Raw genomic sequence first — 13,720 nt, 5'->3', positions numbered from 1 at the left:
CCCGTCGTTTTTGTGCAATCCGGTGGCAGCGCTTGTCGGCCATCCGGCGCGCTCGTAAGCTCGGCTGCGAATGGGGACCTCGGACAGCGCGCCTGCGGGCGAGATCCAAACCCCGCGGCCCAATCTGAAGGTCGTGCCATCCACCCTGGTCCCCGGGCCAACGCTCGGAGCGGGTGAGCAGCCCATGCTGGTCGGGTGGGGCAACCTCGCGCGGCCGGGGGTCGAGGTGCGGTCCGAGGACCTGCGGGCGCTCACGGCGGGGCGGGTGCTCTCGCGCGGGCTCGGTCGGGCCTACGGCGACTCGGCCCAGCCGCCGCCCGGGGTGCTCGAGGTCGCCGGGACCGTGCTCGCGGATCGGATCCTGAGCTTCAACCCCGACACCGGGCTGATGCGCGCCGAGGCCGGGCTCAGCCTGCACGAGATCAACCGCCTGTGGATCCCGCGTGGGTGGTTTCCGTCGGTCACCCCGGGCACCCAGTTCGTGACCTTGGGTGGGGCCGTCGCGGCCGACGTGCACGGCAAGAACCACCACGTCGCGGGCTGCTTTGGCCGGCACGTCACGCGCCTGCTGATGCGCGTGCCCGACGGGCGGGTGCTGTGGTGCTCGCCGACCGAGCACCCGGATCTGTTCTTGGCCACGATCGGCGGCATGGGCCTGACCGGGCACATCCTCGAGGTCGAGTTTCGCATGGACCGAATCCCGAGCACGTGGATCTGGGGCGAGACGCTGCGGGTCCGCGACATCGGCGAGTACATCGGCCTGATGAAGCAGTCGGCCGAAGCGTGGCCCATGACCATGGGCTGGATCGACTGCGTGTCCAAGGGCCGGCGGCTCGGGCGGGGGGTCCTGTTTCGCGGCCGCTGGGCCACGCCGGACGAGGCCCCCAACAAGCTCGCGGCTCCGTTCTCGCGGCTGACCGTGCCGATGATGCTGCCAAGCTGGACGCTCAACCCCGTGACGGTGCGGGCGTTCAACGCCGGCGTGTACTGGAAGCCCACGCATCGGCAAAAGCCCGTGCACTGGGAGTCCTTCTTCTATCCGCTCGACAAGGTCCGGCACTGGAACCGCGCCTACGGGCGCAAGGGCTTCACGCAGTACCAATGCGTGCTGCCCGATGACGCGGGGCCCGACGCCGCGCGCCGGTTCCTCGAGGTCCTGACCACGACGCCTGGGGGCACCTCGTTCTTGTGCGTGATCAAGGACTGCGGCCCGCAGAGCGACGCGATGCTGTCGTTCCCCACCCGCGGGGTCTCGATCGCGCTGGACATCCCGGTGCGCAAAGACACCCAGGGCCTCGTCGACCGGCTCAACGAGGCCACGCTGGCCGAGGGCGGCCGGATCTACCTCGCCAAGGACTCGTTCACGCGGCCCGAGCACTTCCGGGCCATGGAGGGCGAGCGCCTGGATCGCTTCATGGAAGTGCGTCGCCGCTGGGATCCCGATCTGCGCATGCGCAGCGCCCAGTCGGTGCGGGTGTTCGGTGATCCAGCCCCGGACCGTGATATCTAGGGGCCAGATGCGCGTAGCGATCCTCGGCGCGACCAAGGGTATGGGCCGCTCGCTCGCGCGCGCGATGGCGGCGCGCGGCGATCGACTGGCGTTGCTCGGCCGCGACGCCGAGCAGCTCGAGCGATCGGCGGCGGATCTACAGGCCCGCGCGGGCTCCGACGAACCGGTGATCACGGCGATCTGTGACCTCGCCGATCCCAGCAGCTTCGGGCCGGCCCTCGACGCGGCGGCGGCCGGGCTCGGCAAGCTCGACTGCGTCGTCGTGACCGCCGGGCTGTTCGCTACCCAAGATCAGCTCGAGGCAGATCCCGAGCTGGCGCTGCGGCTGGTGACCCTGGACTTCGCCAACACCGTTGGTTTTTGCGAGCGCGCGCGCGTCAAGCTGCTCGCTGGCGGCGGCGGCAAGCTGTGTGTGTTCAGCTCGGTCGCGGGTGACCGTGGGCGCAAGCCGGTCGTGATCTACGGGGCCGCCAAGGCGGGGCTCTCGGCCTATCTGGAGGGTCTGGACCACAAATTCCGGGCCCAGGGGCTGCAGACGATCTGCGTCAAGCCAGGGTTCGTGAAGACCGGCATGACGGCAAACCTGAAGCCGCCGCCCTTCGCTGGCGAGCCCGACGCGGTCGCGGCCCGAGTCCTGCGCGCAATCGACCGCGGTACGCCGGTCGTCTACGCGCCCTGGATCTGGCGATTCGTCATGCTGGCGATCCGCTGGCTGCCCCGCTTCGTGATGCGACGCATTGGCTTTTGAGGCCGCCCCGACTTCGCTACAGTGTCGCTAGCCCGTGCGTCCCGTCCTCCAGCGCCACCGCTGCCGCGCGTGTGGATCCGATCTGCTCGATCACCTCGCGGCCGGCGAGCGGGCGTGGGAGTGCGGCGCGTGTGGGCTCGCGGGTGGGCAAGATCTGGTCCGCGTGCGCTGGCAAGCCGCCTACGGACAGCTGCCCGACACGCCCGAGATCGAGCGCTGGAAGACCGCGCTCAACAGCCTGCGCCGCGCGCAAATGCTGCTCTTGATGTTGCGCTGGGCCCTCGATCGCCAGCGCGGCGACGAGTCCAAGGTGTCCAGCGTGCGGCTCTCGGTGCTGGTGTGGAGCAGCAAGTGCCTGCGCGACGCGGCCGAGCAGCTTGGCGGCTGGCTGTACGTCTCGCACGACGAGCGCTGGGATCTGTGGGAATTCGAAGCCTGCCTCGACCACGATCTGCGGGTCTTGACCGGTGAGGCGGCGAGCGTGTTCGCGTCGCAGGCAACCTATCTCGAGGCGCTGGTCGAGCGACACCTCGCGAGCGTGCAGATGCTGGTCGAGCGCAGCGAGCACCTCGAGACCCCGCCCAAGCCCTTACCCAAGCGCACGCTTCGGCACTGAGCTGAACACCGCGATCAGCGGTCGTCGGCACCCGGCGGCAGGGCAGGGGGGTCATCGCGCAGCGGCGAGGTCCCCTGGATCACGTGGGCGACCAACTCGCGCTGGCGCCTGGTCGAGCTTCGAAGGTCGCGCAGCGAGGTGATGCCAGCCTTGTCGTCGTCGATCGCCTCACCCTTGTTGTTCTTGTTGTCGGCCACGGCCCGCAAGAACAGGTACACGATCGGCAGCAACGCGTACTCGATCACGATCAGCGCCCCCGCGCCGAACAGCGCGAACAGCCACACGAAGATCGACATGGGCTTGGGGGTCTGCGCCAGCTCTTGGACCAGCCCCGGCACCGCCAGCGCGGTCGCGGGGGTTTCGGGCCCAGTGGGGGAGGACGTGGGCGTGGGCGTGGAGGTGGACGTGGACCTGGCCTTGGCGGATGGCGCCGCGCCGTTGCTCGTGGATCGCCCATCGAGCAGCGCGCGGGCCTCCGCGACCGAGCGCACCCGATCGCGCGGATCCGGCTCGAGCAAGGCCCGCAGCACCGGGCGCAGGCGCTCGGGCAGGACCAGCTCATCGAGATCGATCGCCAGGCCCACATGCGGCAGCTCGTCGGCCGCCCGACCGGTGGCCAGCGCGACGATCGTGGCCCCCAGCGCGTACAGATCCACCCCCGGCCCCGCGTCGCCGTGCAGCTGCTCGGGGGCCATGTAGCCGAAGGTCCCGATCATCGTTGACCCGCCCTCGAGCCGGGTCAGCACCCTGACCCCGCCGAAGTCGACCAGGTGCACGCTGTCGTCCTCACCCACGACGATGTTGGCCGGCTTGATGTCGCGGTGGATGACCTGCGGCGACCGGGTGTGCAGGTACTCGAGGATCTCGAGCACGCCGCGCATCAGCCGGCGCAGCCGGGCCTCGTCAAACCGCCCCGTCGCGCCCAGCTCGTCCGCCAGGCTGTGCCCGACCACGAGATCCATGACCAGGAAATAGTCGCCGCTCTCTTCGCTGGCGAAGTAGTCCCGGTAGCGGGGGATCCCGCGGTGGCGCAGGCCCGCGAGCACCTCGGCCTCGCGCTCGAACAGCTCGAAGGCCTTCCACTCCGTCGCGCCGCCAAGCGACAGGACCTTGATCGCCACGTCCTCGTGGGTCTCGCGGTCGATCGCCCGGTAGCTGTGCCCCTGACTCCCCGAACCGAGCCGCTCCATGATCTGGTAGCGCTGGAGGCCTTCGCTGGGCACTGCCCGACTTTCGAGACCTGCGCCGCCAAAAGCAAGGGCGGTCAGACGATCGCGCCCGCATCCGTGAAGATCATGAGCGTGACCGGGCCATCGTTGACCAGCTCGACCTGCATGTTCGCCGCGAATTGGCCGGTCTGGGTCGGGATCCCGTGCTCACGCAGCAACTGCGCCACGGCCAGGTACAGCGGCTCGGCCAGCTGCGGATCTTCGGCCCGATCGAAGCTGGGACGTCGACCTTTGCGCAGGCTGCCCGCCAGGGTGAACTGGCTGATCACCAGCGCTGCGCCGCCGACCTCCGTCAGGCAGCGATCCATCGGCTTGGTCCCTGGAAACATGCGCAGGCTGGCCAGCTTCCGGGCCGTCGCCTGGGCGTCGGCGAGCCCGTCGCCTCGCTCGACGCCGACCAACGCCAAGACCCCCGCGCCAATGCTGGCGACCAGCTCGCCGTCGACGCTCACAGACGCGCGGGTGACCCGTTGAATGATCGTCTTCAAGCCCAACCCCTGCGGTTCATGGTCGGATGGTAGCGGGGCCGGGGGCGGCAGCGTGCCAACACCCGCCCCAAAAAGACCGGCAGGATTCAGCTCACGGCGACTTGCACGCGGGGCCGCGGCTTGCGTACCGTGAGGTTAGATGGGCGAACAAGAGGTCACCGACGCGAACGATGATGCCGAGCTGCGGGCGTTCATGCGCGCCATTCTCGCCGACCTCCACGCGCTCGAGCAGGTGATCGATCGCGGCATGATCGAGTCTGGCGTGCGCCGGATCGGGGCCGAGCAAGAGATGTTCTTGGTCGACAACACGCTCTCGGTCGCGCCGGTTGCGACCGAGGTGCTCGAGACCGCGAACGATCCGCGGCTGACCACGGAGCTGGCCAAGTTCAACCTCGAGGCCAACCTCTCACCGCAGGATTTTGGCGGCGACTGCCTGCGCGTGCTCGAGCGCGAGATCGAAGAAGTGCTTGGCGTCGCGCGCAAGGCCGCCGCGGTCCACGACGCGCGGATCGTGCTCACAGGCATCCTGCCGACCCTGCGCAAGCCCGATCTGGCGATGTCGAACATGACCCCGCTGCCGCGCTACTTCGCGTTGAATCGGGCGATGCAGCGCATGCGTGGCGGCCAAGACTTCCACGTGTTGATCAAGGGCAAGGACGAGCTCGAGCTGACCCATGACAACGTCATGCTCGAGGCCGCCAACACCAGCTTTCAGATCCACTTTCAGGTCGACGCCAACGAGTTCGCCCCGCTCTACAACCTCGCGCAAGTCGTGACCGCGCCGGTGTTGGCGTCGGCCGTCAACTCGCCCGTGCTCATGGGCAAGCGGCTGTGGAACGAGACCCGCGTCGCCCTCTTCCATCACTCGGTCGACACCCGCAACGACGCCCACAAGGCTCGCAGCGCGCGACCTCGCGTTGGCTTTGGTGATCGTTGGGTCGAGGAGTCGGCGCTGGAGATCTTTCGCGAGGACATCGCTCGGTTTCGCGTGGTGCTGTCAACGGCGCTCGACGAAGACCCAATGGAGCGGGTCCGCCAGGGCAAGGCGCCCGAGCTCAAGGCGCTGCGCCTACACAACGGCACGGTCTACCGGTGGAACCGGGCGTGCTACGGGATCTCGCCGGGCGGCAGCCCGCACCTGCGGATCGAGAACCGGGCGCTACCCGCTGGCCCCAGCGTCGTCGACGAGGTCGGCAGCGCGGCCTTCTACTTTGGCTTGATGTCGGGCATGTCCGCGCAGATCCCCGACATCAGCAAGGTGATGGACTTCGATGACGCCAAGCACAACTTCTTCTCGGCCGCGCGCTACGGGCTCGACGCGCGCCTGACCTGGATCGACGGCCGCGCCTACGAGGCCCCGCGGCTGCTGCTGGACATCCTGCTGCCGCTCGCCCGCGAGGGCCTGACCGCCCACTCGATCGACGGGGCCGACATCGATCGCTACCTCGGCGTGGTCGAAGAGCGGGTCAAGAAGGGCGTCACGGGTGCGCAATGGGCGATCAACTCGCTGGCCACGATGCCCACCGACGGCCCGCGCGATGCCCGGTCCCGCGCGCTGACCCACGCCATGCTCGAGCACCAGCAGGTCGGCGATCCCGTGCACGCCTGGGAGCCGGCCGCGTTCCACAAGGTCAGCGATGTGCGCGAGAACTACCTGACCGCGGGCCAGTTCATGACCACGGACCTGTTTACGCTGCACCCCGAGGACCTCGTGGACCTCGCCGCGAGCCTGATGGACTGGGAGCGCATTCGCCACATCCCGGTCGAGGACGACGGCAAGCTGGTTGGCTTGATCTCGCACCGTGCCGTGTTACGTCTGGTCGCCCGCGGGCACCTCGATCGGGTCGGATCCGAGAAGGTGGCCGTGCGACAGATCATGAAGACTGATCCGATCACCGTCGCGCCCAACACCACGACCCTCGAGGTGTTGGAGATCATGCGCGATCAGAAGGTCGGATCGCTGCCAGTGGTCGACGGTGACAAGCTCGTCGGGATCGTGACCGAACACGATCTGATCGCGGTCTCCAGTCGCCTGCTCGACAATTATTTGCGAGGCAAGTGAGTGCTGAATAGCGGGGGGCGCAACAGGTCCGAGGCGAGCGGACGCGGCGGTGGTGGTAGCTCTGCCAAGGCTGCGGGGTCTGCTGCGGACGTGGACGCGCCCGCAGCGGCATCCGGCCCGAGTCGGCCAAACTGGCCGGTGGAGGGCGCGACGCTGACCCGGCGCTGGGTCGGCTCCCACGAAGGGCAGCGACCGGGGCCCACGATGGTCATCGTCGGTGGGATCCACGGCAACGAGCCGGCCGGGGTCATCGCCGTGCAGCGGGTGCTCCACGAGCTGCGGCAGCGTCGGGTCGCGGTGAGCGGCCGGCTGCTGGGGCTGGCCGGCAATTTGCGCGCGCTCTCGCAGAACGTCCGCTACATGACCCGGGACCTCAACCGGCGGTGGTTCCCGGATCACCTCGCCCGGCTGCGCGACACCCCCCACGCCGAAGAGTCGTCCGAGGACATCGAGCAGCGCGAGCTCTTGAACATCTTCGATCGCCTCGACGAGACCTTTGATCACCCGCTGGTGGTCATGGATCTGCACAGCTTCTCCGCCGAGGGCCCGCCTTTCTCGGTCGTCGCCGACACGCTGCGCAACCGTCCGATCGCCTACGAGCTGCGGGTCCCGATCATCTTCGGGCTCGAGGAGGCCGTAGAAGGCACGCTGCTGGGCTACCTCGCCGATCGTGGCCACATCGCCGTCGGGTTCGAGGCCGGGCAGCACGACGATCCGCGCACGGTCGAGAACAACGTCGCCGCGATCTGGATCGCGCTGGTGTCTGCGGGCCTGGTCGCCCGCGCGGACGTGCCCGAGATCGCTCGATTCGAGGCGCGCCTGGCCCAGGCCGCCGCTGGGTTGCCGCGCGCGGTCGAGATTGTCTACCGCCACCCGATCACGCCAGAAGACGAGTTCCGCATGGATCCCGGCTTCTATAATTTTCAGGGGATCGGCAGGGGACAGCGCTTGGCGATCGATCGCAGCGGCGACGTCGACTCACCCTCGGCCGGGCGGATCTTGATGCCGCTGTACCAGGGGCTCGGCGAAGACGGGTTCTTCGTCGCGCGCGACCTCGGGCCCGCGCAGCTGCAGCTCTCGGCCACGCTGCGCAAGCTCAAGATCGACGGGCTGCTGGGGTACCTGCCTGGGGTCGACGTCGAGGCTGATCAGGCTGACGGCGGCGACGAGATTCGGATTGGGCGGGTCGGCAGCCAGGTCGTGGTGGGCGGCGTGGTCAAGCAAGTGCTGCGGATGTTTGGGTACCGCAAAGACGTTGGCGGCGGGGATGATCTGGTGGTCGCCCGGCGCCGGCAGGTGCAGAGCAGCCGGCGTGGGCGTGGCGGGGTTGCGGGCGACGCTGTCACCGACGGCGGCGACTCCGAGTGAACGCGGCGCCGGTTCCCGGATCCAACTAGCCGCCGCACCGGCTATCTTCCGGCCGCGGGACGCTGTCCCGTAGAAGAGTTGCGCCACCGGTGGCGCTGTCGACGTCGTTGGAAGAGGGGGATTGATCCCGCCAGCGAGGTGATCGAGATCGCCGAGGCGAACGGGCAGGCGAACGGGCAGGCGAACGGCCGGGGTGGTGTGCAGCAGGCTGCTGCACTGCAGAAGGTCGAGCCCCGAGCTGCGCCGTTTCTTGAAGCTCGCTACGGCTCGAAGAAGTGACACAGCGCTCGCTTCGTGTCCGCGAGCAGCTCATTCGGTACCGGTGGAGATCGACGCGTGGCCGCGGATGCGTGCGGCCATGCTGATCGGCGTGGTCGACTCGGCGCCGAGCAAGGCGATCGCTTGCGCGGTGCTGGGTCTGAGCCGATCACTTCTACGAGAACCAGGCCACCATGGCGCCACCGCCCGGAGCATGAATTAGGAAAAGGGCCCGCAGAGTGTATCTGCGAGCCCTTTAGTGAGTAGCGGGGACAGGATTTGAACCTGTGGCCTCCGGGTTATGAGCCCGGCGAGCTACCTGGCTGCTCCACCCCGCAGTGGACGCGGCGAGTGCCGCGGGAAGCGGTATTTAGGCGCAAGCGAGGGCCCGGTCAAGAGCTGAAACGAAATTGAGCAAAAAAACGCTCATTTGTACCTCAGACGCCAACTACAGCCGGATTGCGGCGCGATCAGCCCGCCGTTCTCGACCTCGGCGGGAGCGCGAGGCATCAACTCGCCAGCGCGACGTGCAACACGCCCAGCAGCATGGCCGCGATCCAAATCTTCCAGCTCGATCCGCGCATCATCGTCCTCCGGGTTCCAAGTGTTCATTGCACTCGGACGGGGATCCTTTCATTTCAGCGCGGCGAGGGCTCCTCGCCCGCGTGCGGACGCCTTCGCAGGCTGGTGCAGCGTGGCGCTACGTCGCGGCCAGCTCGGCCAGCGCCACCCGTGGCTGGCCGGGCGCGCTCAGCTCAGCCAGCACGGCCAGCGGCCGGTTCACGGCGTCGAGGATCAGCACGCTGGGCCGCGGTGGGGGATCGTCCACGAAATTGAGGGGGCAGTGATCCACGCGCAGCGGTCCGTCGGCGCGCTCGGGATCGGGGACGGCGACCGGCAGCCCGTGCGAGCGGCAGATCAGGGGCCGCTGCTCGTACACGCTGCACCGCCCATCCACGAGCAACGCGCAGCTGGTCGACTTGGGATCTTGGCCCTGCGCGCGGATCCGCTGGCGTAGCGGGGGATCGTTCGTTGCGAGATCCGCGAGCGCAGCCCGGATCGGCCCGGCCTCGACCTCGAACACCGAGAAGCGCTGACCGCAGCAACGATCACAGCCCGCCCGACACGCGAAGCTAGCGGGGCTGCGCGCCACGGCTTCGTCAAAGTGCTGGTCCACGCGGGTGCGCAGCGTGACCAAGTGCTGGGAGACCGGCATCAGCGGCTCGCCGGATCGCGCAGCGTGGCCAAGATGTCAGCCTGTGCCGCTCGCAGCTGGTCGATCTGATCCAACGCGAACGAGGCGCCCGCGACGAAGGGATGCCCACCGCCGCCGTGGCGCTCGCACAGCTGGGCCAGATCGTGACGCCGCAACTCGCGGTCAAACCAGGGGTTGAAGCCAACGGACAGGCGCAGATCCCCGTCGGGGTGGCCATACACGCCAAGGCTGTAGTGCGCGCCCGGGGCCAAGTAGTAGGGGATGAAGTGGCTCAGGATCCGCGGCGGCTCGTCCAGCAGATCATAAGAGAACACGCCGCCCTTGGTCCGACCAAGCCGCCGGATCAGCTCGATGTCCTGGCGATGCGAGACCAAGCGAGGCTCGACGATCTCGCGGACCCAGTCGGCCTGGGCCAAGCGGGCGAGCGGCGTGACGACCAGCTCCTCGATGAAGGTCGAGATCGCCTGGGGATCATCGGCGGTCTGGATCCAAGCGGCGAGGTGCATGGCCGGATCCGCGTACAGCACGGCGGCCTCGGGGCTCGAGAACCCGGCCGAGTCGATGATCTCGGCCCAGTGGATCAGCTCTGCGTGGGCCGAGCTGTCAAACCCAAACCGCTCGCCAACGATCTTGGCCAGGTAGCCGGTGCAGCTGGGCGCGGTTGGATCGTGAAAGCGCTGGGTTCCTTCGCGGGCCTCGAAGTGGGCGCGATCCCCCGGGAGCTGGAACGCGGACCGATGGTGGTCGAAGTACCAGGTCAGCTGGGGGTGCTGGGTGTAGCGAAAGTCGACGACGGCGGCCTCGTCCGCGCCCGCGAAGTCGGCGTCCTCGAACGGGTCCCCGCGTCGGTGGTGCTTGGCGAGATAGACCAGCTCGATCTCCGACCCATGGCGCTCACGCATGAACGCGCCGAACAGCGCCGACGAGGCGGCGCCGTCGAAGCAGCGGCCGTGGTGGAGCACGTGAACGCGCATGCGCCGGCAGGGTAGGGGGGGGCGTCGACCAGGTCCACCCCGCATTTGTCGCTTTCTTTGGGGCCAGGGCGCTCGCTGCTAGCGTCGGCGACGATGCAATTGCGACCCGATGTCTCGGCCGGCGTCCCTCGCCAAGCGCCCGCCCCCGTCCGCCGTCGCGGTCCGAGGACCCTGGGTCTGGCGTTGCTGGCCGTCGTGACCCTCGGGTGCGCCCACCAAAGCGAGAAGCGCAGCCCCGAGAAGCTGCAGGACTCGGCGGACAACCACTATGAGATCGCGCTTGGATCGGCCCAGACCGGCTCCTTCGACGACGCCAAGAAGCAGCTGGAATTCGCGCTCGAGGCGATCCCGGAGCACGGCAACTCCCACTACCTGATGGGTCTGATCCTGCTGCACGAGGGGCGGATGATCATCGAGTTCATCGAGTCGGAGATGTGCTTGACCGACCAGGCCGCCGACGAGCAGCGGCTTCGGGCCGACGATCTGCATCGCGCCGCCCACGAGTCCTTCAGCAAGGCCGCGGCGGCCTACGACGAGAACGATCCCAGCCTGGGCCGGGCGTTCAACTCGATGGCCGTGATCTCGCTGTACTTCCACGATCACGAGCGGGCTCGGACCGAGCTCGAGCTCGCGCTTGGAGCCCAATTCTACACAGAGAAGTACTCGGCGCTGGCCAACCTCGGGCTGGCCTATCACGAGCAGGGTGACCTCGTGCAGGCGATGACCGAGCTGCGCCAGTCCGTGCTCATGAACCCGGACTACTGTGTTGGGCGCTACCGGCTCGCGCAGGTCTACCTCGACTTCGACATGACCGAGCAAGCGCTCGAGGAGGCGGAGCGGGTGATCAACGACGAGCGCTGTCCGATCCAGGATGCCCATCGGGTCGCCGGGATCGCTCGGATGCGGCTTGGGCACGGGCAGGGCGCGAGTGACGCGTTTGCGGAGTGCCTGGAGCTGGCCCCTCGCAGCTGCCTGGCCAATGCGTGCCGTCAGTTCATGTCGCTGGCAGCGGCCGATGCGCCGCCCCCCGCCAAGTGAGGCCGATCGGCCCCGCTCGGGCGCAGACGTGGAGGCGCGGGCTCACGGCGTGATTGGCGCCGAAGCCCTTGCCCGGTCGCCGGGGGTGACTGCACACTCGCGCCGATGCCAGCTGACACAGGTCGCCTTCGGGTCGTGGTTCCCGAGACGGTAGCGAACGCTGAAGGACAGCCCAGCGGGCGGGGGCGATCGAAGGCCGCGAAGCGACGCCGCGAGGTCGAGTACCCAAAAGATCCATCGGCGCGGTCCGAGCCGGGCGCCGAGGGGCACCAGAGCCCGGGTCCATATCTGCAGGCCCAGCGCAAGCGTCGGGGCATGAGCCTCGAGCAGCTGGCGGCGGTCACCAAGATCCCCCGGGGCCAACTCGAGCTGCTCGAGGCCGACCGCTACGAAGAGCTCCCGGGCATGGTGTTCACCAAGGGGTTCTTGCGCTGCTGTGCGCGCTCGCTCGACCTCGATCCCGACACGGTGCTCGGCCTGCTCTATGAGCGCGAGCGGGCCAAGCTGCGGGCACGCCGACGCGAGACCAACAACGCCAACGGCAGTCCGGCGGCGCTCGACGGCAAGCCCGGTCGGGGTCAGGACGCGGCGCGGTCACGGCGGCCGGCGACCCGGCGGGCGGGCGTCGTCGACGCTTGGCTGGCCCAGTGGATCGGCAAGCTCCCGAGCGCGCGGATCCTGATGTGGTTGGTCGTGGCGCTGCTCGTCGCGCTGGTCGTGTTCATCGCGTTCACGCTCGCGAGCGGGCAGGCCGAGTCGATCATCATCAAGTCCTGAGCGGCTGCGGTCGCGCGGACCGGGCGTTCGTGGCCTGGGCTGGAAACCAGTACCATGCCGCTCGCAGGTCCCGGCCATGGCTCGTCGCAAGCAGATCGATCTGATGCGTCCGCTGCGACGCAAGGAGACGCGCCGGGTCGCGCGGATCCTGCAGCGGCTGGACGAGGTTCAGATCGCGGCCCAGCTCGACAACGCGCCGCCGGAAGATCAGGACCGGGTGCTGCAGATGCTCTCGGTCGAGCGGCGCGCGGCCGTCTTCGCCGAGCTGCGCGAAGAGACGGCGGCCGAGATCGTCCGTCGGCTCGCCCCCGAAGAAGTTGCGATCCTGCTCGATGATCTCGACTCCGACGACGTCGCCGACATCTTGGGTCGCGTCGAAGAGAGCCTTCTGCGTCAGATCCTGACCCGGCTCGACCCCGAGGACGCCGACGAGGTCGAGCAGCTGCTTGGCTACGACGAGAACAGCGCTGGCGGCATCATGTCGCTGGACTTCATCCGCGTGTACGACAGCGCGACGGTGGCCGAGGCCACCCGCGTCGTACAAGAGGTCGAGGATCCGCCCGACCAGGCGTTTTATGTGTACGTGATCGACGAGGACGATCGCCTGGTCGGGGTCGTGTCGCTGCGCAAGCTGCTGACCGGGCGCCGCGACGACTCGATCCGCGAGGTCATGGAGCCCGAGCTGGTCTACGTCGACCGCGAGTCCGATCAGGAGGACGTGGCCGACGTGGCGATGCGCTACGACCTGGTCGCGGTCCCGGTCGTCGACGAGCAGCGGCGGCTGGTTGGGGTCGTGACGATCGACGACATCGTCGACGTCATCCGCGAAGAGGCGACCGAGGACATCCTCAAGATGGCCGGCGCCGGCGAAGAGCTGTTCGAGACCCGCTCGTTCTGGTCCAGCTTTCGCGCGCGGATGCCCTGGTTGTTGGCTGCGGCGATCGGCGGGGTGCTGGTCGCGGTCGCGCTGTCGGGGTTCGAGAGCGCGCTCGAGGCCGTGCCCGTGCTCGCGCTGTTCATGCCGGTCGTCGCTGGCATGGGGGGCAACGTTGGCACCCAGAGCTCGACGATCGTCGTGCGCGGATTGGCGGTTGGCTACGTCGAGAGCGGCGCGCTCGGGCGCCTGGTGTTCCGCGAGATGGGCTTGGGCCTGACGCTGGGGGCGCTGTACGGGCTGCTGATCGCCCTCGCTGCGCCCTTCGTCGGCACCTCGGTCGCGGACCCGGTCGCGCTGGGCATCGTGCTGATGGCCGGAATGATGGGATCGATGACGATCGCCGCGACGGTCGGCACCTCGATCCCGCTGCTCATGAACCGGCTCAAGATCGACCCCGCGGTCTCGACCGGTCCGTTTGTGACCACCGCCGTCGATATCCTGGGTCTGATGTTCTATTTTTGGTTGGCGACGGTGCTGCTCGACGTGCCCATGTAGAGCC

At 68.5% G+C, this 13,720-nt stretch carries 13 protein-coding genes and 1 tRNA gene; 9 read left to right on the top strand and 5 right to left on the bottom strand.

Features of this window, described 5'->3' with window-relative positions; all coding sequences use genetic code 11:
* Positions 1-70: 70 nt before the first annotated feature.
* Genes DB30_RS31060 through DB30_RS31050 form a run of 3 tightly spaced genes read left to right on the top strand, consistent with a single transcriptional unit; the run spans position 71 to position 2,874 of the window.
* The gene (locus DB30_RS31060; RefSeq protein ID WP_052555838.1) at positions 71-1,510 is read left to right on the top strand and encodes an FAD-binding oxidoreductase; all 1,440 of its coding nucleotides are present in this window, start codon (positions 71-73) and stop codon (positions 1,508-1,510) included.
* 7 nt (positions 1,511-1,517) lie between these two features.
* Positions 1,518-2,258 (top strand): SDR family NAD(P)-dependent oxidoreductase, encoded by a 741-nt coding sequence (locus tag DB30_RS31055; protein ID WP_146661382.1) that lies wholly within the window; start codon positions 1,518-1,520, stop codon positions 2,256-2,258.
* Between the two features lie 34 nt (positions 2,259-2,292).
* The gene (locus tag DB30_RS31050) at positions 2,293-2,874 is read left to right on the top strand and encodes an eL43 family ribosomal protein (protein ID WP_052555835.1); all 582 of its coding nucleotides are present in this window, start codon (positions 2,293-2,295) and stop codon (positions 2,872-2,874) included.
* A 14-nt stretch (positions 2,875-2,888) separates the two neighbouring features.
* Here DB30_RS31050 and DB30_RS31045 read toward each other — a convergent pair whose 3' ends face one another.
* Entirely contained in the window at positions 2,889-4,097 is a 1,209-nt protein-coding gene (locus DB30_RS31045; protein WP_052555833.1) for a serine/threonine protein kinase, read from the bottom strand.
* Between the two features lie 41 nt (positions 4,098-4,138).
* Positions 4,139-4,591 carry a D-aminoacyl-tRNA deacylase gene (gene dtd, locus DB30_RS31040; protein ID WP_052555915.1) on the bottom strand — a complete coding sequence of 151 codons (453 nt, stop codon included), beginning with the start codon at positions 4,589-4,591 and terminating at the stop codon, positions 4,139-4,141.
* Positions 4,592-4,730: 139 nt separating this feature from the next.
* Between dtd and DB30_RS31035 the strand changes: the two genes are divergently transcribed.
* The 3 genes from DB30_RS31035 to DB30_RS31025 all read left to right on the top strand — a co-directional run bounded on the left by DB30_RS31035 (position 4,731) and on the right by DB30_RS31025 (position 8,300).
* Positions 4,731-6,653, top strand: coding sequence for a CBS domain-containing protein (locus DB30_RS31035; RefSeq protein ID WP_052555830.1), 1,923 nt, complete (start codon positions 4,731-4,733; stop codon positions 6,651-6,653).
* A 90-nt stretch (positions 6,654-6,743) separates the two neighbouring features.
* Positions 6,744-8,021: a succinylglutamate desuccinylase/aspartoacylase family protein gene (locus DB30_RS31030; protein ID WP_146661380.1), complete on the top strand. Its 1,278-nt coding sequence runs from the start codon at positions 6,744-6,746 to the stop codon at positions 8,019-8,021.
* A 138-nt stretch (positions 8,022-8,159) separates the two neighbouring features.
* Positions 8,160-8,300 (top strand): hypothetical protein, encoded by a 141-nt coding sequence (locus DB30_RS31025; protein ID WP_153258432.1) that lies wholly within the window; start codon positions 8,160-8,162, stop codon positions 8,298-8,300.
* A gap of 243 nt (positions 8,301-8,543) precedes the next feature.
* Here DB30_RS31025 and DB30_RS31020 read toward each other — a convergent pair.
* The 3 genes from DB30_RS31020 to DB30_RS31010 all read right to left on the bottom strand — a co-directional run bounded on the left by DB30_RS31020 (position 8,544) and on the right by DB30_RS31010 (position 10,469).
* Positions 8,544-8,617 (bottom strand) — tRNA-Met (locus tag DB30_RS31020).
* A gap of 362 nt (positions 8,618-8,979) precedes the next feature.
* Entirely contained in the window at positions 8,980-9,495 is a 516-nt protein-coding gene (locus tag DB30_RS31015; RefSeq protein ID WP_052555826.1) for a YkgJ family cysteine cluster protein, read from the bottom strand.
* Positions 9,495-10,469, bottom strand: coding sequence for a DHH family phosphoesterase (locus DB30_RS31010; protein ID WP_052555824.1), 975 nt, complete (start codon positions 10,467-10,469; stop codon positions 9,495-9,497). Before DB30_RS31010 ends, DB30_RS31015 begins: the two co-directional genes overlap by 1 nt.
* A gap of 93 nt (positions 10,470-10,562) precedes the next feature.
* Between DB30_RS31010 and DB30_RS31005 the strand changes: the two genes are divergently transcribed.
* The 3 genes from DB30_RS31005 to mgtE all read left to right on the top strand — a co-directional run bounded on the left by DB30_RS31005 (position 10,563) and on the right by mgtE (position 13,716).
* Positions 10,563-11,507, top strand: a complete 945-nt coding sequence (locus DB30_RS31005; protein ID WP_146661378.1) for a tetratricopeptide repeat protein — start codon at positions 10,563-10,565, stop codon at positions 11,505-11,507.
* A gap of 105 nt (positions 11,508-11,612) precedes the next feature.
* Positions 11,613-12,284, top strand: coding sequence for a helix-turn-helix domain-containing protein (locus DB30_RS31000; protein ID WP_146661376.1), 672 nt, complete (start codon positions 11,613-11,615; stop codon positions 12,282-12,284).
* Positions 12,285-12,360: 76 nt separating this feature from the next.
* Positions 12,361-13,716: a magnesium transporter gene (mgtE, locus tag DB30_RS30995; RefSeq protein ID WP_052555817.1), complete on the top strand. Its 1,356-nt coding sequence runs from the start codon at positions 12,361-12,363 to the stop codon at positions 13,714-13,716.
* Positions 13,717-13,720 lie beyond the last annotated feature (4 nt).

The sequence above is a fragment of the Enhygromyxa salina genome (genome assembly GCF_000737335.2).
GTDB classification, from domain to species: Bacteria; Myxococcota_A; Polyangia; order Nannocystales; family Nannocystaceae; genus Plesiocystis; species Plesiocystis salina_C.
This window is presented reverse-complemented; position numbering and strand designations above follow the sequence as displayed.